This window comes from Vibrio sp. Vb0349 (genome assembly GCF_033338975.1).
Genome location: NZ_JAWOTS010000008.1, coordinates 54,407 through 73,167, shown reverse-complemented (window position 1 = coordinate 73,167; position 18,761 = coordinate 54,407). Strand labels below are relative to the sequence as shown.

At 46.7% G+C, this 18,761-nt stretch carries 18 protein-coding genes; 4 read left to right on the top strand and 14 right to left on the bottom strand.

Going from position 1 to position 18,761, the window contains the following annotated elements; genetic code table 11:
* Positions 1-40: 40 nt before the first annotated feature.
* Positions 41-925, bottom strand: a complete 885-nt coding sequence (locus R7Q47_RS11620) for a LysR family transcriptional regulator (protein ID WP_005388553.1) — start codon at positions 923-925, stop codon at positions 41-43.
* Positions 926-1,042: 117 nt separating this feature from the next.
* On the opposite strand from R7Q47_RS11620, the gene R7Q47_RS11615 reads away from it, so the two are divergent.
* Positions 1,043-1,714, top strand: a complete 672-nt coding sequence (locus R7Q47_RS11615; RefSeq protein WP_005375824.1) for a type 1 glutamine amidotransferase domain-containing protein — start codon at positions 1,043-1,045, stop codon at positions 1,712-1,714.
* Positions 1,715-1,798: 84 nt separating this feature from the next.
* Here R7Q47_RS11615 and R7Q47_RS11610 read toward each other — a convergent pair whose 3' ends face one another.
* Positions 1,799-2,446 (bottom strand): glutathione S-transferase family protein, encoded by a 648-nt coding sequence (locus tag R7Q47_RS11610; protein ID WP_213960742.1) that lies wholly within the window; start codon positions 2,444-2,446, stop codon positions 1,799-1,801.
* Between the two features lie 118 nt (positions 2,447-2,564).
* Here R7Q47_RS11610 and R7Q47_RS11605 point away from each other — a divergent pair, with 118 nt between their 5' ends.
* Entirely contained in the window at positions 2,565-3,395 is an 831-nt protein-coding gene (locus R7Q47_RS11605) for a LysR family transcriptional regulator (protein WP_154203905.1), read from the top strand.
* A 9-nt stretch (positions 3,396-3,404) separates the two neighbouring features.
* Here R7Q47_RS11605 and R7Q47_RS11600 read toward each other — a convergent pair whose 3' ends face one another.
* From R7Q47_RS11600 to artP, 5 genes are all read right to left on the bottom strand, one after another.
* Positions 3,405-3,977, bottom strand: coding sequence for a protocatechuate 3,4-dioxygenase (locus R7Q47_RS11600; protein WP_154203906.1), 573 nt, complete (start codon positions 3,975-3,977; stop codon positions 3,405-3,407).
* Positions 3,978-4,113: 136 nt separating this feature from the next.
* Entirely contained in the window at positions 4,114-4,782 is a 669-nt protein-coding gene (artM, locus tag R7Q47_RS11595; protein ID WP_005388569.1) for an arginine ABC transporter permease ArtM, read from the bottom strand.
* A complete protein-coding gene (gene artQ / locus R7Q47_RS11590) occupies positions 4,779-5,468 on the bottom strand; it encodes an arginine ABC transporter permease ArtQ (protein WP_005388570.1) in 690 nt (229 codons plus the stop codon). Before artQ ends, artM begins: the two co-directional genes overlap by 4 nt.
* A 1-nt stretch (position 5,469) precedes the next feature.
* Entirely contained in the window at positions 5,470-6,213 is a 744-nt protein-coding gene (locus R7Q47_RS11585; RefSeq protein ID WP_005388572.1) for an arginine ABC transporter substrate-binding protein, read from the bottom strand.
* Positions 6,214-6,301: 88 nt separating this feature from the next.
* Complete coding sequence (gene artP, locus R7Q47_RS11580) at positions 6,302-7,030, bottom strand: arginine ABC transporter ATP-binding protein ArtP (RefSeq protein ID WP_154203907.1); 729 nt, start codon at positions 7,028-7,030, stop codon at positions 6,302-6,304.
* A gap of 425 nt (positions 7,031-7,455) precedes the next feature.
* On the opposite strand from artP, the gene R7Q47_RS11575 reads away from it, so the two are divergent.
* Together R7Q47_RS11575 and R7Q47_RS11570 are read left to right on the top strand one after the other, a co-directional pair.
* Entirely contained in the window at positions 7,456-9,690 is a 2,235-nt protein-coding gene (locus R7Q47_RS11575; RefSeq protein WP_213960743.1) for a hypothetical protein, read from the top strand.
* 141 nt (positions 9,691-9,831) lie between these two features.
* Positions 9,832-10,827 (top strand): ABC transporter substrate-binding protein, encoded by a 996-nt coding sequence (locus tag R7Q47_RS11570; protein WP_005375798.1) that lies wholly within the window; start codon positions 9,832-9,834, stop codon positions 10,825-10,827.
* A gap of 82 nt (positions 10,828-10,909) precedes the next feature.
* Here R7Q47_RS11570 and R7Q47_RS11565 read toward each other — a convergent pair whose 3' ends face one another.
* The 7 genes from R7Q47_RS11565 to R7Q47_RS11535 form a co-directional block, all read right to left on the bottom strand.
* Positions 10,910-11,287, bottom strand: a complete 378-nt coding sequence (locus tag R7Q47_RS11565; protein WP_005390944.1) for a nuclear transport factor 2 family protein — start codon at positions 11,285-11,287, stop codon at positions 10,910-10,912.
* Positions 11,288-11,429: 142 nt separating this feature from the next.
* A complete protein-coding gene (locus R7Q47_RS11560; RefSeq protein ID WP_085568963.1) occupies positions 11,430-12,161 on the bottom strand; it encodes a DUF3726 domain-containing protein in 732 nt (243 codons plus the stop codon).
* Positions 12,158-13,894 (bottom strand): hypothetical protein, encoded by a 1,737-nt coding sequence (locus tag R7Q47_RS11555; RefSeq protein ID WP_154203910.1) that lies wholly within the window; start codon positions 13,892-13,894, stop codon positions 12,158-12,160. Before R7Q47_RS11555 ends, R7Q47_RS11560 begins: the two co-directional genes overlap by 4 nt.
* Positions 13,895-13,995: 101 nt before the next feature.
* On the bottom strand, positions 13,996-15,597 hold the full coding sequence (locus R7Q47_RS11550) for a BCCT family transporter (RefSeq protein WP_005388593.1): 1,602 nt from the start codon (positions 15,595-15,597) through the stop codon (positions 13,996-13,998).
* A 109-nt stretch (positions 15,598-15,706) separates the two neighbouring features.
* On the bottom strand, positions 15,707-16,696 hold the full coding sequence (locus R7Q47_RS11545; protein ID WP_053303711.1) for a membrane dipeptidase: 990 nt from the start codon (positions 16,694-16,696) through the stop codon (positions 15,707-15,709).
* 69 nt (positions 16,697-16,765) lie between these two features.
* Positions 16,766-18,226 carry an aldehyde dehydrogenase family protein gene (locus tag R7Q47_RS11540; protein ID WP_005375790.1) on the bottom strand — a complete coding sequence of 487 codons (1,461 nt, stop codon included), beginning with the start codon at positions 18,224-18,226 and terminating at the stop codon, positions 16,766-16,768.
* A gap of 73 nt (positions 18,227-18,299) precedes the next feature.
* Positions 18,300-18,698 (bottom strand): RidA family protein, encoded by a 399-nt coding sequence (locus R7Q47_RS11535; protein WP_213962397.1) that lies wholly within the window; start codon positions 18,696-18,698, stop codon positions 18,300-18,302.
* Between the last annotated feature and the right edge of the window lie 63 nt (positions 18,699-18,761).

The window sequence follows — 18,761 nt, the reverse complement described above, 5'->3', positions numbered from 1 at the left end:
ATCTAACAAATGGATAAACAAACCGATTGGCAGAGCCTCATTACTCCTGCCAATCGGCAAAATGATCAAGCAAGAAGTCGATAGCCAATCGCGCTCGTAGTGGTAGAAAGTGACGATTCTGATAAACAATCCAGCTGCTGTTGCCACTTCCCCAATAGGGCTCTAGTATTGGCACCAAACGACCAGACGAAATAGCATCGTTGAAACTACTCTTCGGTAAGTACGCCACACCTAATCCTTCTGCACAGGCTTGCAAGACCGTGTGTGCGTTATTGCTCTTCCATCTGCCCTGCACTTTTACGCCATCTAAAGGCTTGCCGTCTTTTTCAAACAACCAAACGTCCTTATTGGCAATAATGCAGCTATGACGCTTGAGTTGCTCTGGGTGCGTTGGCAAACCATGTTCATCGAGATAACGCTGACTGGCTGCCGCTGCCATGGGACGATCCACCAGCTTTCTCGCAACCAAGCCTGAATCACTCAACCTGCCGTAACGAATGGCAAAATCGAAACCATCTTCAATAAAGTTGACCATGCTGGTGTTGAAGTTAATTTCAACCGTGAGATTAGGATGTTGCTTGGCAAACGCCATCAAGGCAGGCGCTACATGGTTCTCAGAAAACGCACCAGCGGCACTCACACGTAACGTACCACTCAATTGAGTTTGCTGCGTGGTGAGTTGCTCATTGGCTTGCTGAAGCCCAATCACCAACTCTTTACACTGTTGATAATACGCTTGCCCCGCTTCCGTTAGACTCACCATTCTTGTCGAACGTGCTAACAAAGCGACACCTAATCGCTCTTCTAGTCTTGTGACTTGGCGACTGACGTGACTGGTACTGCAACCTAACTGTTTTGCCGCTGCAGAAAACCCTAAGCTCTCAGCAACCGTAACAAACTCATTGATGCCTTCAAAACTGTCCATACTTACCTTTGCTATATAGCAATAATGTTTTGCCAATTAATCATATTATCACTTATTTGTTTAGCAATTAGTATGAAGGTGTTCAACAAATATACGTAAGCCAAAAAGGAAACCATCATGAAAAAAGTACTCATCATTGTGACGAACCATGCGACCCTTGGTGAAACTGACCAAGCAAACGGAACTTACGCGCCAGAGCTCACTCATGCGCTTAGCGAGCTACTAGGTGCAGGCTTCGATTACGACATTGCCTCTATCAAAGGCGGGCAAGCACCACTGTACGGAACCGACATCGAAGGCGACGCAGTCAACGAGAAAATCTTAGCGGATGATGATTTCCAGAACCGCATCAACAACACGATTCCAGTATCACAAATCAACGGTGACAACTACGATGCGATCTTCTATCCGGGTGGCTTTGGTCTTCTTTCAGACCTAGCGAGCAACGAAGATTTTGCCAAGATTTCTGCAAAACACTATGAAGATGGCGGTATTGTGGCAGCAGTTTGTCATGGTCCGGGCGCTCTTCTACCTATCACGCTTAGCAATGGCGAAAAGCTACTTTCGTCTAAATCAGTAACAGGCTTCACTCGTGAAGAAGAGATCGACTTCGGCACCATCAACGATATCCCATTCCTATTGGAAGAATCTCTTGCACGCAGCGCAGCGCGCTACTCTAAAGTGCAACCATGGCAAGAGTTTGTAATTGTGGATGATCGTGTCATCACAGGTCAAAACCCAACGAGCGCACACGGCGTAGGCAGAGCGATTGTTGAACACCTAGCTTAAACGCGCCGGAAACTACAACTATCCTAGAAGAGGAAAGCGTGCTTTGTCATGCTTTCCCTTGCTACAGGCGATCGCAAGATGCGCTTATACTTCTTCCCCTGCTTCATCTTCTTCTACGATATCCGTTTCTTGGCTCGCCTCTTCCAACCATTGCTGTAAAGATTCACTTGCTAGCACCTTCTGTTGGTAAGCTTTGGCACCTTCCGATAGCTCGATGCCATAAGTTTGGAAACGCAATGCCACAGGTGCATACATAGCATCTGCAATCGACCATTCTCCAAATAACCAGCCGTTGGGATACAGCTTGGCTTGCTCAGCCCAAATGGCATCAATACGCGCAATATCCTTACACGCCCCCTCCGTTAAATCGACTTTTCTGCGCGCGCGGATATTCATTGGGAGTTCGTTTCTTAAATCAAAGAAACCCGAGTGCATTTCTGACGCAATGGCGCGTGCTTTAGCTCGTTCTGCGGAGTTGCTTGGCCATGCTTTGCCTTGTAAGTATTGCTCGTTAACGTATTCCAAAATCGCTAATGAATCCCACACGGTTGCGTCACCATCCACCAAGGTAGGTACTTTCGCCGTTGATGTAATACCTTCCAAGGTCTTATAAAAATCTTCCGTGAATAATTTGAGCTTGGTGACTTTCACATCCAGTTTGAATTGAGAAAAGATCAGCCATGCGCGAAGTGACCAGCTTGAGTAGTTTTGATTAGCAATAAACAGTTTCATGACGCCTCCATGCGGTTCGTGTTTTGATTACCCATTCACAATATCTGATTGTATTTAAGGGGACTAACGGATAGTTTTGATGGAACACTTCAACAAAAACGATGGATGAGTTTTAGATATGGATATCGATGCGTTACGCAGCTTTCTGGCTTTTGTAGAAACGGGCAGTTTCACTCGTGCAGCCAAGCAGATCAATCGCACCCAATCAGCGTTCAGTGCACAAATGCGTAAACTGGAAGACGAACTCAGTGTCAGTTTGTTTGAAAAAGAAGGTCGCAACCTAGTATTGAGTGAAGCAGGATTAGCACTACGCTCTCACGCCGAGCAATTGGTCAGCTTGCACAATCAAGCGCTGAAACAGGTGAAACGTTATGAAAACAAGCGCCCTCTTCGCTTAGGTTGCCCTGAGGATTACAATGACAATATCTTGCCTAAAGTCATCCGCGTATTACAGCAATCTGAGCCCACATGTTCGATTCAAGTCTTTAGTGAGCCGAGCATCACCTTGAGAGAAAAACTTGATGAAGGAAAGCTAGACGCCGCTATTGTGACAAGAGCACCGGACAGTGAGGAAGGTTACTGGCTAGCAAGCGACAAAGGCGTGTGGATTGCTCATCCTGATTTTGACATCGAGCAAGCCCAACCTCTCCCTCTCGCCCTATTCCAAACCGACTGTAAATACCACGCGGCAGCGGTAGACGGATTAACCAAACGTGGCACTCCTTATCAACTACTGGCGTGTTGCAATACGGCCTCTGCACAACGAGCGATTGTACGTTCAAGCATGGCTATCGGTGCGATGGGCAGTATTAGCGTTAGCGAGGATCTTAAGATCTTAGACGATATGCCATCGCTGCCTTCCGTGGATATCGTGTTGGTCACGGGTGTCGAGCCTCATCCGATACTGGATAAAGAATGCTTGGCGCAATTGGTTGAGTTAATGGCTTAACTGGATTCGCTAACCAATCACAAAGTTAAATTCGCCCGTTAATCGCCCGTCGATTCGTATAGTCTCAAACTGTAGATAATCACGGGCTTTGCCACCCCACCATTCATCACCAGTATTGCCTCTTAAGTACAACTGAGTGGTCAGAAGCTCTTTGTTACCCCGCCACAACTTAACGTGAATGTGCGGCGGACGAGAGGCATAAGGCACGGGGTACAAAGTCTGAAACAAGTAACGACCATCCGATTGGGTTTCTGCCGCGCCAAAGCCTGCAAAGTGGGCATCAAACTTATCATTATTTGGCTGCTTAGGATGATCGTAAATCCCCTGCCCATCGCATTGCCAGATTTCTACTTTGATGCCTGAAACTGGGTTTCCCGATATATCTACGACTTTGCCTTGCAGCACGATAGGCTCACCGACCAAGCCCTCCGATTGCAGAATCAAGTTTTGACGAAGAGGAATGTCCACTACTGGATAAAATGGCCCTTCTGTTTGTGCAGGCGTCGGCCGCATTGGTGTTTTCGCTTTTAAAGAGGGTGCGAACAACAATGTCCACAGCGCTAAAAAGTGTCTTCTTTCCATGGTGCCACCAATGCAATTACGTTGAATTAAGTTTGGTGGAACTTGAGAAATTTGCCATGACGAATATAAAAAATGCCCCTGCAAGAGAGTCATTTGCAGAGGCACTGTGGAACTAAATTGAGTGTTGATTGAAGGTTTATGCGGCTTCGAACGCCAATGCTTTCTTCTCTACCTGACGGAAAATGAGAGTTAGCACACCATTTACCGTTAAATAAAATGCGCCCGCAATACCAAATACCGTCAACGTATCGTAAGTTTGTGCATTAATGCGCTGCGCGTAACCCATCAGATCCATGATCGTAATCGTGCTTGCTAGTGACGTACCTTTGAAGACCAAAATCACTTCATTCGAGTATGCCGGAACAGCACGACGAATAGCGTATGGCAACAGCACTTTCAGTGTGGCAGTTTTGTTCATGCCTAATGCACGACACGCTTGCCATTGACCGGAAGGAATCGCGTTAAACGCCCCTTTGAACAACTGAGTACTGTACGCCGCGGTATTCAACGCTAACGCCAACATCGCACAGAACCAAGGTTGGCTTAACCATGTCCAGAATACGCTTTCTCTTACAGCATCAAACTGACCCGGACCGTAGTACACCAAGAAGATCTGTACCAACAAAGGCGTACCAGTGAACAAGGTAATGATGCCACGGCTTACCCAATGCAAACCCGGAGTACGTAGGATCAGAGTCAGCGTCATCATCAGAGCTAAGAGACAGCCCACCACCAAAGAAGCAGCGGTCAATTGAAGGCTAGTGCCTAAGCCATCCAGCATTTGCCAAACGTGTTGTTCGTTCATGCGGTTGCCTCCTGTCCCATACTCATGCCTTGAATTGAGAACTTCTTATCAATCAGTTTTACAGCACGTTGCGTAATCAAAGTAATGCCTAAGTAAATCGCCGCAGCAGTTGCGTACCATGTAAACGCTTCATGCGTCGCTGCAGATGTTAGCTGCGCTTGCTTCAACAAATCCGTTACGCCAATCAGTGATACAAGTGCGGTATCTTTCAGCAAAACCAACCATTGGTTAGTTAAACCTGGTAGTGCGTGTCTTACTGCTTGTGGCAAAACAATGCGAACAAAAGCGTGTGCTTGACTGATGCCGAGTGCACTTGCTGCTTCTCTCTGCCCTCTTCCAACGGCTTTCAATGCGCCACGTAGAGTTTGAGAAGCATAGGAAGCGAAGATCAATGACAACGCCACCACGCCAGACAAGAACGGGCTAACTTCAATAAAGTCGCCGGTGATTAAAAACAGAACCTGCGTCGAACCAAAATAGATAAACAACACGACAAGGATTTCTGGCAAACCGCGTACAATCGTCACAAACGCCGTCATTGGCCATTTAACGAAAACGCGGCGAGACATTTCACCACTGGCGAATACCACTGCCAGAATCAAACCGACTAAGAGGCTTGTGAAGGCTAGCTGGACAGTCATCCAACTAGCTTGAACAAGCGATAAAGAGTAACCCGTTAGTGCCATATTACTTACCGAAGTATTTGTTGTAGATTACGTCATATTCGCCGTTTGCTTTCACTGTTTTCAGTGCTGTGTTCAGCTTGTTCACTAGCTCGTCGTTACCTTTATTTACTGCGATACCGAAACCGTTACCGAAGTATTTAGGGTTAGTTACGTGCTCACCCACGTAAGCTAGGTTGTCTTCTTTCTTGAACCATTCTGCTACGACTGCTGTGTCACCGAATACAGAATCAATACGGCCATTTTTCATATCGATGAACGCGTCTTGGTAGCTTGAGTAAGGAACCGCGGTTACGCCCGGCATTTGCTCAATCAGGTAGCTTTGGTGTGTTGAACCGTTTTGAACACCAACACGCTTACCTTCTAGTGCTTTTTGATCAGCCACTTTTTCTTTGATAGAAACAAACGCTGCTGAGTTGTCATAGTATGCATTCGTGAAATTCACTTGCTCCAAACGCGCCTCAGTAATGTCCATTGCAGAGATTGCCGCATCGTAGCGCTTGAATTTTAATGCTGGGATCAGGCTGTCAAAAGATTGGTTGTGGAAGGTGCATTTTGCTTCGATTTCTTTACATAGTGCATTCGCCAGATCCACATCAAAACCTTGGATTTGGTTGTTTTCATCCATGTATTCGAATGGTGCGTACGTCGCTTCCATCGCGAATTTGATCTCTTCTTGTGCTGCTGCGTTTGCCGCCATAGTTGCAGAAGAAAGGCCGATTAGTGAAGCTAGTAGAATCTTTTTCATTGCAATACTCCGTGTGTACTTAGTGGGCTGACACTCGCAATGACAGCCGAGCTTATCTGTTAAATAGACTGAACTTTAAAAACGTGATTTAGTGATTTAAGTAGTCAGCAAACTGGGCGGTTTGCGGGTTAGAAAACGAATCATTTGTGCCGTGCTCAACGATGTGTCCTTTTTCTAAATACAGTACGTGACTAGCGATTTTCTTGGCGAAATCCACTTCGTGCGTCACAACTACTTGTGTAATTCCGGTTTCGCTTAAATCTTTAATAATCTTAACGACTTGGTTAGTAATTTCCGGATCAAGCGCAGCGGTCGGTTCATCAAAAAGCAAGACTTCCGGTTTCATCATCAATGCACGAGCAATCGCCACACGTTGTTGCTGACCACCAGAAAGTTGCATCGGCCATGCATCCGCTTTGTCTGCCAAATGCAGCGTTGCGAGAATTTGCATTGCTTGGTTCTTCGCTTCTTCTTTATCCATGCCAGATACTTTTACCGGAGCCTCAATCAGGTTCTCCATCACTGTCATGTGCGGCCATAAGTTGTACTGTTGGAACACCATGCCTACTTTACGACGAAGTGCTAAACCTTGTTTCTCTTTGATTTCAGTAGAGAAATCAAAAGCATCATTTGCGATGTTTAGCTTGCCGTTATCCGCCCCTTCAAGAAGGTTAAGAACTCGTAGTAGAGAGCTCTTCCCTGCACCACTCGGACCGAGTAACACCAGTGTTTCGCCGCTTTCACACTTAAAGCTGACATCGTGAAGCACTTGTGTCTCACCGTAGGATTTATTGATTCCGCTTACCTGAATAGTCATGCTGACATACCGCATTAATTGTCACTTGGCATTTATATTACTCAAAAGGATTTTTTATGCAATAAAAATGTATAAAAATTAATTTTGTTAAATTTTTGTATGATAAGCAATCAATACAACAGAGAATATGACTGGTTTAATCAGTTGGTTTTAACTGAAATTGTTGATGAAAATCCAACAATATGATGGCAATCGAAACAAGGTTAAAATTCTGGTTAATTTTGTGCTTGTGTAGACGGAATTTTGAGTCTTTGAACGTACTACACCCGACGCAGACCTTCTCATTTTTGCCGGGCTTCCCCCCTCGATTTCCGGTAAAGCCTTCTATCGGCGGGTTCCTGATTAGGACTTTGTGAATGGACTATAATTTCTCTTTGTATTCTGGCCCTTAATTCGAGTCATCTAAGTATGAGTGAGATAACCCCATGTTGAAGTCGCATTGTTTTTCTCTCATTGCACTTGCTTCTCTGAGCTTACTTTCTATACCCAGCGTTTGGAGTAGAACAGCAATCGTGTTACCTGGATTGCATGAACAGGGTATTGATCTTCAAGATAAGCCTATCTCTGCTGCCGCTGCACTTGAATGGGAGTTGGATAATGCCGATATCGTGTTTGGAGCTTACGAAAATAAGAGTGATAACGAGCGTGTAAAAGCGCTTGGTTACATGTACAACCAAAAGCTGGAACTTAACTCAGGTTGGCTGGAAAACGATATACGTAACCAAGCAGAACTGAGTGGAATTGACTACGAAGATTTCTTTCTCCACTTTTCTGAAAACACCATCATCGCAGAGGTAGACTCTAGCCATGGTGAAAATACCTTACTCAATCGAAAACCGATGATCGTTGGTTATACCGCCAGTGCTGACCACGCCGGTTTTTGGCTATATCAACAGCCACCATGGGATGCTGACGTATTTGGTCAGGCGAATGATGGTGGCGCGCTCTATGTTTATCACTCAGAGAAGTTCGACCGCTTAGCATTTACGTTCTCTCAGTTTGCTCAAGGCGGCAGCTTCACGATTGAATACCCTTCTGCTATCGACTCGTTTGGTCGGGTAACTGAATGGAAAAGCTTCGCGATTAAAAAAGACAAAACTGAGAACATGACTAAAAACCAAACAGTAAGCTGGTCTGTTCCTTCGGATTGGGTTCGCGCTACAACGCATGATGGTAGCGGAAAAACTTATGGTGGCGGTCAGTACTTTGGCTCCACCTTTTTACGCGACGGCGGCCGCCTTTACGTTGCGAAAATTACTTGGCATGACGGCAACATAGAAAACCGCCCACGTCTCGAAAACATTCAACTCAAAAATAGCTTCCCTGCCGTCAATATCTCAGGAGCACCAACGGAGACACCGGAAGGTCAAACCATTCAACGCTGGCGTAAAATTCGTGGCTTCGACAAATCTGCAGATCGAAACCAAGACAATTATCTTTCTTGGAATGAATACAAAAACCGTTCGAATAAGAATGCAACGGCCCGATTTCGTTGGGAGTCACGGGTTATTCCATTTGGTCGTATGTGGAATCAAACCTCTTCTTGGGCATTGACCAATCTCGGTAATCCCGTTTTTACCAATACAATGCGCCACTATTACCAAGCTGAATGGGCGAAACAAGGTTTAAATGGTGCGTACAACGACGATACGAATAAGTTACTCGGTGCAAATCAGTTCTACATATATTCCGGAGGCACAGTGGATGAACTTGGTTTGGTGGCGGGTAGCCAAGCTGCTGACGATGCTTACAAAGCGCAATTCTCGGCGTTCTTGAATAAACTGGCAACGCTGGATGAAGATGCGTTAATTGGCCTCAACATAGGTACGGCAAACTTATTCGGTCGTAATGGGCAAAACCACTTGGTTAACGCTGGCTCCTTGTACTTGCGCGAGCACTACCTTTTCCCTGCTACCGGCTTTAGTGGCTATGCTGGCTTGGCTAAATTTTGGGATAACTCTGCACTCGCCAAAGCTGGCCAGAAAGTGATTTATCAAGCGACCACGCGTTATGGTCGCGTTCAATACTTTGGTAACACAGAAAACAATTGGAAACAGGACCAATACTCTGCACTAGCGGTGTTCTACTTAAACTATCACCCTGAGCGCATTTACTTTAATCAGTGGAACAATGGCTACTTATATGGAAGTAATAACACAACAAGTGACAACTTCTGGAAGGCAGGCGTACCAAAGAATATTGCTTATCAACCTAGCGCCTTGCTTGCCGTTGATTTGGGAGAGCCTGCCAATCAAATACCAGAGGGGTATCAGGCGACTCCGCTAATGATGTCCACCAGCACGCCCTATTCCGCCGATTACACGGTGATTGGAGATGCTTCTATGAGCAAAGTGGCTCATCCTGACTTGCCTAAAGGCGCTATCGATTTGTTACCAACCCATACGTACTTTGCGTATCACTCAGACGATACGGTAGTGATGCATGGCCCTACAGAGATGGTGTTAGCCCGAGAATTCACCAAAGGCCGAGTTCTGTATCGAACTGATTTCTTGGGCAAGAATATCGATTATTTCACCTCACCGAAGATGACAATCGTGCTTCCAGAGCCTATGCGACCTGTAGATCAAGACGGTAACATCGGCGACTATGTTTCTCATATTGAGATTGGCGGCTACGAAGGAGTGTTCTTGCTGTATTAACACCCTTTAAACCCTTCTCACCAAACGCTTCATAAATCGCCGTTTTTATGCTTAACGTCACTGAAAAAAACTTGTTCACTGAATCTTTATAAACCGATGTATATACTGAAGTAAATGACAACGACAAGGAAATTCAGTCACATGAAGACGACACCTTCAATGCTCTCTGTTCTGCTGCTATCAGCATTATCTACTCATGCAAATGCGGACGAATGCGGAAAAATAACCATCGCAGACATGAATTGGAATTCGGCCAGCTTAATGGCGCACATCGACCAATTTGTCTTAAATGAAGGCTACCAGTGCGATGCGGAATTGATCCCTGGTGATAGCGTTCCTACAGGCACCTCTATGATTGAAAAGGGGCAACCTGACGTTGCGCCAGAGTTATGGACAAACGGCATTAAAGAAGCACTTGATAAAGGGATTGCAGATAAACGCTTGCGCATCGCTAGTGAATCGCTTGTCAATGGTGGTGAAGAAGGGTTTTGGGTTCCCGCCTATCTGGTAAAACAGTATCCAGAACTCGCGACGATAGAAGGCGTCATCAAGCACGCCAAACTATTTGAACACCCAGAGGATGATGACAAGTTCGCGTTCTATAGCTGCCCTGCTGGTTGGACATGCCAAATCACCTCCGGTCACTTGTTTAATGCATTAGGGTTAAGTGAGCACGGCTTTGAGATGGTTGACCCAGGCTCTGGCGCAGCACTAGCTGGCACCATCGCTAAAGCCTATGATCGCAAAATGCCTTGGTTTGGTTACTACTGGTCACCGACCCCCGTATTGGGCAAGTATGATATGGTCAAAGTGGATTTTGGTAGCGGAACAGATTTAGAAGAGTATCGCAACTGTACCACTCAGCCTGATTGCGCTTCACCAAAAGTAACAATGTACCCACCTTCTCCAGTTCGCACAGTAACAACTGAGGCGTTTGCGAGCAAAGAACCCCAAGCATTCGCGTACTTGCAGAAACGCGGATTTACCAACGAGCAAATGAGTGAAATGCTGGCATGGATGGAAGATAACTACGCGGACGGTGAAGAAGCGATGTTTTACTTCTTTAATACCTACCCTGACTTGTGGAAAGGCTGGGTATCTGAAGACGTCGCGGTGAGAATCGAAAAAGCGCTTTGATGATTAATACTTAAAGTGCCACAAATCATTTAACCTCCCATACCGTTTGAATAAACGGCATGGGAGACTCGTCAACGACTCGTTAATACATGGTGTGACCATTCAATGTTTCTTTAGGAATCTCTTGCAGAGCGTCCCAATGTTCGACGATCTTCCCATTGTGATCAAAACGAAAGAAATCCATTGTCACGTATTCAATATCATTAGGCCATGTTTGGTGAGTGTGTAGTGCCACCAAGTTCCCTTCAGCAATGGCTCGCACAAACGTAATGTCTTTATTGGGATACTCATTTTGCATCCGCTCAAAATACTCGATAAAAGCCTCGGGGCCATTTCCAACTAATGGATTGTGCTGAATGTACTCATCGCCAACATAGTCTTCAACCGCTTTTCTTGGATTACCTCGATAGGCGGTTTCGTAAAACGCAATGGCATTTCTTTTATTCTCTTGCAGATCCATTTTTCTTACCTGTGTTGCTCCATCTTGCGGATAACGGTAATCATAGTCTTTGAACTTCAGAAGTGACCAAACTTCGCGCACAAAAAAGGCCGCTAAAGAGCAGCCTTCATCACTTCTACTTGGAATCATCGCCTTTCATCGCTTAAACCACACCGCCAGCACCGAGCATAGAACGCTCACTGTTCTCCACCAGCAACGCGGTTGCGGTTTGTTTCAGTGTTTCCCATTCTTGGTCTTCGACAAAGATACCATTTTGCCAAGAAGCTTGTTGCGTGCGGCTTAACTCATCACCTTCAATGTGAATGGTATACCCTTGTGCACTTTTCTCGATATCGAAATCGTTCACGGAGAGCTCGATAACCATACTATGCAAATCCGTATCATGCCCATCAAACTGATCCGAGAAAAAGACTTCTGGCGCGATTCGTCCACGGTTTAACACATAAAGCGTTCGCTTGGGACTAGAGCCATTGACCCATTGTGCACGGCACGCAATGCCTTTTGCAGAGAGCTTCAACAACTCACTAAAACCTAGCCAACGGTTATGGCACTGCGTCAACGTGATAGTAATCGACTTACGGTTAATCATTTTCTCAAGTGCGAAATCCAACACAGCGGGTAAATGACACGCTACACTCCCGTTGTGCAGTTCTACCTCTATGTTTGACGGCGTACTGTTGGTCACCGATACGGCGCAGTCTGAATCTAACCCAAGAAACAGACTGGCGTTATTAAAATGACGAACTCCATGTAAGCCAACCATTTGCAAGTCCGCCACCATGTTCGCAATGACATCCGCCTCACCACAGTGACGGCGCATGCCAAGAAATGCCTTATTAACCGCGGCCACCAATTCGTTGTGAGAGACGATCATAATGCAAATCCTCCACTGATTTTTTGATTATCACTTTGCGCAATTTCGTCACGTGGCGGCATGCTAGGGAAAATCCATGTGTCTGCCAGTTTAGGATCGTGAATTTCATCTAACAACGGCGCACCTTGGAAGAAAGTTACTCGAACCCAACGATCCGAGCGCGGATCAAACTTAGTCGCGCCAAAGATCGCCAATTTACAGCGCAGTAAGTGCATTGGTAACGCATCTTTACGCAGCACATTCATTTGAATATCCCCCATCGCACGGTTGCCTAGCGTCCATACGCGACGTGTGATCGAACGATAAGCCGGTTTTTGCAATAGAAACTCTGCTACGGAAATTTCTTCATCACAACCAAGCAAGGCGTGGTACAAGCGATTCACTTGTCTGCCGATATCAAGCGGCAATTCTTTTTCTTCTCCTGCCTCTTCCCCACGAACACCAAGCCTTGGCTCTTCTTTGTCTTGTGAGCGATACCAGAACCAGTAGTTGTTCTCGGCTAGTGAGTAATCCGCATTAATCGCCCAGCGGTATTTGCTTTGCAGCACCTCAAGTAAGTCATGGATCTTTTTCCCGCCCGGAATAGATAACGTTTCATCCGTATTCATTTGGCTGGCAAATTCGTCCACCAAAGATGGGTAGAGTTCGATCAAGCAAGAGGTGAGGATTTCTTGGGCTTCCACACTCATTGTTTTCTTATGCTCGACCAAACTCGCCCAGTTCGGATGTAATGCCATTAACGTTGTTAGCTCCGATAGCAGTTGTTTGATGTCTGCTATCGCTTGATGATTGAGCCTGTCTTGATGTTCATTAATGGTGATGACTTGCTCTAAATGACGCTGTGCTTTTTGCAGCAATCCTTGCAAAGGAGCATGGAACGACGCTTCACACGGCATCGCAAAGACTCGCGCTACCGCACGTTCGCGAGAGGTCATCCATTGGTCAACAATACACGGGTGATTAATCAAGTATGGAGCCATGCCTAAGCCAGTCGCATTACCGACACCAAGGTAGCGCTGCAAGCCACGATGCAAAGCCACCGCGTTGTCGCCACCTTGTTGAAGTGCCAGATAGTGCACCCAATCTAGGCTGAATTCACGCAACATATATACGGCACACATTTGCGCACTAAAAGACTGGCTGAAATCTGAGTTATTCTCTAACAGTTTGAAGTCGGCGATACCAAACTTTCCGTTACCATAAACAGCTGTGGTACGCAGGATATAACCCACTTCCGCTAATTCTTTCGGCTCAGGCTGCTCGCCTTGAGAAAGCGCGCTAACAATGTGCTCAAACACGCGCACACTTTTATTTGCGCGAGCAAGAACAAGTACGTTGTTTGGATTACGCCCCGCTTCTTGTAGCGGTACATTTTCTCGCAATCTTTCCAACAAAGTAACATCAACATCGCCTTGAACCAGTGCAAATGTGACGTCCCACTTTTCAGCAATTACGCGATCATTACGCTCGTCGTCGGCAATTTCATCACAGAATACCACCAAATGATAAACGTGCTCTGGCGTGGTCAATTTGTAAATCACATGACCATAACCACGAGGACAAAGCTGCCACTCATGCTTGGTTACTTGCCAGTTTTGGCTTGCCATATTACGAATCAGACTGCGTACAAAGCTGATTCGGTTTTGGTGCATTGCGCCAAGCCTTTCGGCTGCCATGACAATCGCTGCATCGCGCATAGTTGCTTCCGTATAAGTAGAACGATGTGCATCCATTTTGCTCACCACCTATTTGTTATTGTAAGAATACTAGGGTTTGTGCGGATGCAGGAGGAAAACACCCGCACAAGCTCCACGTTGTTTGAATTAGATAATTGTTATAGCCCTTGCTCTTTCGCCATTTTGATTGCGATTTGCGGCGCATTCCAAAGTGACGGTAACAGAATCAACGAAACCGGAACCGCGGTAATCACAATGAAAGATTGCAGTGCAGAGATGCCGCCAGAGCCAAGGGAAATTAGGATCAATGCCGTCACACCCATCATTACGCCCCAGAAGGTACGGATGATCGCATTCGGCTCCGTTTCACCACTGATCACGACACTGATTGTGTAGGTCATTGAGTCGCCCGTCGTGACGATGAAGATCGTGGTTAAAATCAGAAATAGAATTGAAGTCAGCATTGGCATTGGTAGTTGCTGAGTCACCGCAAGCAAAGCACCTGGCAGGTTAAAGCCTTCGAACGCCGCACTCACACTGCCCGGTTCAGCAATTTCAAACGCTAGGCCAGAGCCGCCCACAATCGTGAACCAAAAACAGGTGGTTAACGGAGCCACAATACTGATGGTGGAAATGACTTGGCGGATAGTTCGACCACGGGAAATACGCGCAATAAAAATTGCCATCATCGGACCATAACCAAGGAACCAGCCCCAGAAAAATACTGTCCACCAGCTTAGCCAACCTTCATCACCACGGTAGGTCGCCATTGGGATAAAGTTATCCAGCATGCTCCCTACACCTTGAATGTATCCGTTAAAGATAAAATTCGTAGGGCCAAAAAACAGGATGTAAACCATCAATGCCATTGCCAGAATCACATTGTAACGACTAAGCAGTTGCATGCCTCGGCTTAATCCACTGAGTGCTGACAAGGTGTAAAGAGCAATCGCAAACAAGATGATGATAAGCTGAGTGGTAAAGCCATCAGGAATATCAAACAGCGCATTTAACGCGTAGCTAACCTGCAAGCCTAGAAACCCAATTGGCCCGATGGTGCCTGCGGCTACCGCGATAATGCAGCACGCGTCAATCAATGCACCGAGTTGGCCTTTAAGTGCTCGTTCGCCCAAGACTGGGTAAAGCAAAATACGGGGTTTTAGCGGTAAACCTTTGTCGTAATGTAGGTGCATCACCACGATGGAAGTTAAGCTACCTACAATCGCCCAAGCTAGAAAGCCCCAGTGCATAAAGGATTGCGACAACGCATTCACCGCACCTTGCTGCGGGTTATCTTGCGCGCCGTACAAAGGAGGTGGGCTAACATAATGCGCGATAGGCTCAGCCGCGGCCCAGAAAACGCCACCACCAGCCAATAAGGTACAGAAAATAATCGCCATCCAGCGGAAAGAATCCATTTCTGGTTTTGCAATCCCGCCCAACATCACCTTGCCTGTTCGCCCTGCAGCCAAGCCAAGACCAATAAGAAAAGTGAGAAGCAGCAGTAACTGCCAGTATGGACCAAACACCTGAACTGCCCAGCCAAAGCCAGCGTTAACGATCGTAGATAACAGCTCGCCGTCATAAAGTGCAATAGCAACGAACAACGCGATGAAACCACCGCTATACCAAAAGGCCGGGTTATTCAGTCCTAATTTGTCCGTCGTGTTTTCTGTTGTTGATGTGTTGTGTTTTGCTTTTGACTTGCCCGATGACACGCTCATCGTGGAAGCTTTCATGCTATTGGTTAAATCAGACATACTCTGGCTCCAGAGGTTCTTTGCAGCAGCCAAAGACTGGCTACAAATGTGAGTTTTACGCCTGCCGTATTGTTATTATGTGGACAGGCGGTTCCTACTTTGGGGAATGCTATGAAATAGGCTCTAATCCTTCTTTAAGGAAGTTGAACCAGTTTTCACCCAATATTTTTCCAGCCTCAGATTCACTGAATCCGTGACCCATTAATCCGTTGTAGATGTTCTCCATCCCTGCGCTGCCGCAGAACCATGGCAGCGCATCTGGCCATCCCGAGTTACTTGCTGAACCTTCGCCGTAATCCATCGCTTTTGACCAACGCCCGTTGCGCATCCACTCCAACACTTGTTGCGGCTGATTTAGGCACAAATCGCTACCGATACCTAAATGGTCAACGCCAAACATGTCTGCGGTTTTCGCAACCATCTGGCAGAAATCATCCAGCGTGCACTGGCTGCCATTTGGCAAATGGAATGGATATAAACTGAATCCAATCAAACCACCGCGCTCCGTCAGTGCTTTGATCACGGTGTTGGATTTGTTGCGCAGTGCGTCATGCGCAAACGTCGGGTTAGCATGGCTGATACAAATTGGACGCGAAGAGAGCTCGATAGCTTCCAACGTCGAACGCTCCGCGCTGTGGGACATATCAATGATCATCCCGACTCGGTTCATCTCTTCAATCGCTTGCTTACCAAAGCGAGTTACGCCGGAATCATTTTGTTCGTAACAACCTGTCGCCAGTAAGCTTTGGTTGTTGTAGGTCAGTTGCATGATCAGCAGACCTTGACGGCGCATCACTTCAATCAGACCAATTTCATCATCGATTGGTGAGCAATTTTGCGCGCCGAAGAAGATGCCGACTTTGCCTTCTGCTTTGGCTTTTTCTACATCTGCCATTGAATAAATAGGCATGATGAGGTCCGCATTTTGCTCGAAGCGCAAGTTCCATTCAGCAAAACGCGTTAAGGTTTCGCGCGCAGTTTCGTGGTAGACGATGGTGGCATGAACGGCGGTAATGCCACTCGCCTTAAGCGTTTGGAAATACTCTCGATCCCAATTGCAGTACTGCAATCCGTCAATCACAATCCGTTGTTGGTACATAACCACTCCTTAAACAATTTCTTAGCCTTTTCGTGCGGGCAACTGACACCATCAGTTACCCTGCCGATCTTAGTAAGGACGCTGATAAGCGGTTTTCACTACGGTGTAGAACTCTTTGGCGTACTGACCTTGCTCACGAGGACCAAAGCTAGATTCTTTACGACCACCAAATGGAACGTGATAATCTGTACCCGCAGTTGGCAAGTTAACCATGACGCAGCCCGTTTGGACTTGCTGTTTGAAGATCGCGCTATTGCGCAAGCTTTGCGTGATAATGCCGCCTGTCAGGCCAAAGCGCGTATCGTTTGCGACTGCAATTGCCTCATCCAGATCAGAAACGCGAATCACGCTCGCCATTGGTGCAAAGACTTCTTCTTGGTTCACTTCCCAGCCATTCTGTGTATTTAAAAACAGAGTTGGTGACATGTAGTAACCGTCATGCTCTAGGCTCAGACGCTCACCACCGAAAGCCAGCTCCGCGCCTGCTTGGCGTGCGTTTTCGATCCACTCAAAGTTCGCATTCAGCTGGTTACCATCAACCACAGGGCCCATGAACACGCCCTCTTCCAGTGCGTGACCCACTTTAAGTTCGCTCATGCGTTGGATTAGCGCTTCAACATACGCGTCGTGAATTCCGTCCATAACCACAAGACGAGAAGACGCGGTGCACTTTTGACCTGCACCCGAGAATGAGCCTGCGATTGTCGCTTCAACGGCAATTTGAATGTCTGCATCATCTGCCACTACGAGCGCATTTTTGCTACCCATCTCTAGCTGACAACGCACAAAATTTGGTGCCGTTGCCGCTGCAACTTTACGGCCTGTGTCCACAGAACCAGTGAAGCTCACGCCGTTCACATCCTTCGAATTGATAAGGGTATTACCGACTTGCGAACCGCTACCCAAAACGAGGTTAAACGTGCCGGCAGGTAAACCTTGGCGATGGATAATCTCTGTCAGCGCAACGGCACTTGCTGGGGTTAGGTTGGCAGGCTTCCAGACGACGCTGTTGCCAAACGCAAGTGCTGGCGCGATTTTCCAAGCCGCTGTTGCTGTTGGAAAGTTCCAAGGAGAGATAATGGCGATAACGCCGACGGCTTCACGAGTAACTTCAACGGAGACACCTGGACGGACGGAAGCAGCGTTATCGCCAATTTGACGCAGAACCTCAGCAGCAAAGTATTGGAAGAATTGGCCAGCACGGTATATCTCACCTCGACCTTCAGCAAATGGCTTACCTTCTTCACGCGAAAGTAAGGTGCCCAATTCGTCACATCGTGCAATGAGCTCATCACCAATCGCTTGTAGCACTGCTTGCTTGCGCTCGATTGGTGTTTTTTCCCACTCTGGCTGCGCTGATTTAGCCGCTTGAATCGCTTGCTCTACTTGCGACACACTCGCTTGTGCGAAATCGCCAATGTTTTCGCTGATATCAGAAGGGTTAATATTGGCGATGGTGTCCATGCCCGATTGCCACTCACCCGCTATATAGAGGGATTTTTCTGCTTGAACATTGTTAATAAAAGTCATGGTTCTTTCCTTGTTCTTCCGATTTGTGATGGCAAGCCACCCACTCACTGATCTCTAATTGTTCTTATTGGATTTATTCTGGTTGGCTTGCCGACGCGTAGACGACAAACTCCACCAACATCTCTTCTCGCGCTAACCCTGCAACCACCATGGCGGCGCGATTTGGGTACGGTGCTTCAAAATATTCCGCGTACACTTGGTTAACGGTCTTTAAGTATTCTCTGTCAGTCACATAAATCAGGACCTGCAACACCGAGTCCAAAGACTCCCCTGCACACTCCAGGGTGTGAATGAGATTGTTAAAGGTTTGACGTGTTTGTGCTTCGATACCGCCTTCCACAACCACGCCTGTGTCATCAATAGGAATTTGAGCCGTATACAGGGTTCCGTTGTTGACTATCGCCCATTCAAGCGGCGCTTTAGAAGCAAATAGACTGGTTTTAACTGGGTGTTTTTTAGTAGGAGTATTCACGTGCCTTTCAACCTTTGTAACAGCTTTGTTTCAATATGGTTAAATGATGCACATTGACAGGCG

Excerpts from the sequence above, each read along its gene's own strand:
- R7Q47_RS11620 (WP_005388553.1), bottom strand. The coding sequence starts at position 925 with ATGGACAGTTTTGAAGGCATCAATGAGTTTGTTACGGTTGCTGAGAGC.
- R7Q47_RS11615 (WP_005375824.1), top strand. The coding sequence starts at position 1,043 with ATGAAAAAAGTACTCATCATTGTGACGAACCATGCGACCCTTGGTGAA.
- R7Q47_RS11610 (WP_213960742.1), bottom strand. The coding sequence starts at position 2,446 with ATGAAACTGTTTATTGCTAATCAAAACTACTCAAGCTGGTCACTTCGC.
- R7Q47_RS11605 (WP_154203905.1), top strand. The coding sequence starts at position 2,565 with ATGGATATCGATGCGTTACGCAGCTTTCTGGCTTTTGTAGAAACGGGC.
- R7Q47_RS11600 (WP_154203906.1), bottom strand. The coding sequence starts at position 3,977 with ATGGAAAGAAGACACTTTTTAGCGCTGTGGACATTGTTGTTCGCACCC.
- artM (WP_005388569.1), bottom strand. The coding sequence starts at position 4,782 with ATGAACGAACAACACGTTTGGCAAATGCTGGATGGCTTAGGCACTAGC.
- artQ (WP_005388570.1), bottom strand. The coding sequence starts at position 5,468 with ATGGCACTAACGGGTTACTCTTTATCGCTTGTTCAAGCTAGTTGGATG.
- R7Q47_RS11585 (WP_005388572.1), bottom strand. The coding sequence starts at position 6,213 with ATGAAAAAGATTCTACTAGCTTCACTAATCGGCCTTTCTTCTGCAACT.
- artP (WP_154203907.1), bottom strand. The coding sequence starts at position 7,030 with ATGACTATTCAGGTAAGCGGAATCAATAAATCCTACGGTGAGACACAA.
- R7Q47_RS11575 (WP_213960743.1), top strand. The coding sequence starts at position 7,456 with ATGTTGAAGTCGCATTGTTTTTCTCTCATTGCACTTGCTTCTCTGAGC.
- R7Q47_RS11570 (WP_005375798.1), top strand. The coding sequence starts at position 9,832 with ATGAAGACGACACCTTCAATGCTCTCTGTTCTGCTGCTATCAGCATTA.
- R7Q47_RS11565 (WP_005390944.1), bottom strand. The coding sequence starts at position 11,287 with ATGGATCTGCAAGAGAATAAAAGAAATGCCATTGCGTTTTACGAAACC.
- R7Q47_RS11560 (WP_085568963.1), bottom strand. The coding sequence starts at position 12,161 with ATGATCGTCTCTCACAACGAATTGGTGGCCGCGGTTAATAAGGCATTT.
- R7Q47_RS11555 (WP_154203910.1), bottom strand. The coding sequence starts at position 13,894 with ATGGATGCACATCGTTCTACTTATACGGAAGCAACTATGCGCGATGCA.
- R7Q47_RS11550 (WP_005388593.1), bottom strand. The coding sequence starts at position 15,597 with ATGTCTGATTTAACCAATAGCATGAAAGCTTCCACGATGAGCGTGTCA.
- R7Q47_RS11545 (WP_053303711.1), bottom strand. The coding sequence starts at position 16,696 with ATGTACCAACAACGGATTGTGATTGACGGATTGCAGTACTGCAATTGG.
- R7Q47_RS11540 (WP_005375790.1), bottom strand. The coding sequence starts at position 18,226 with ATGACTTTTATTAACAATGTTCAAGCAGAAAAATCCCTCTATATAGCG.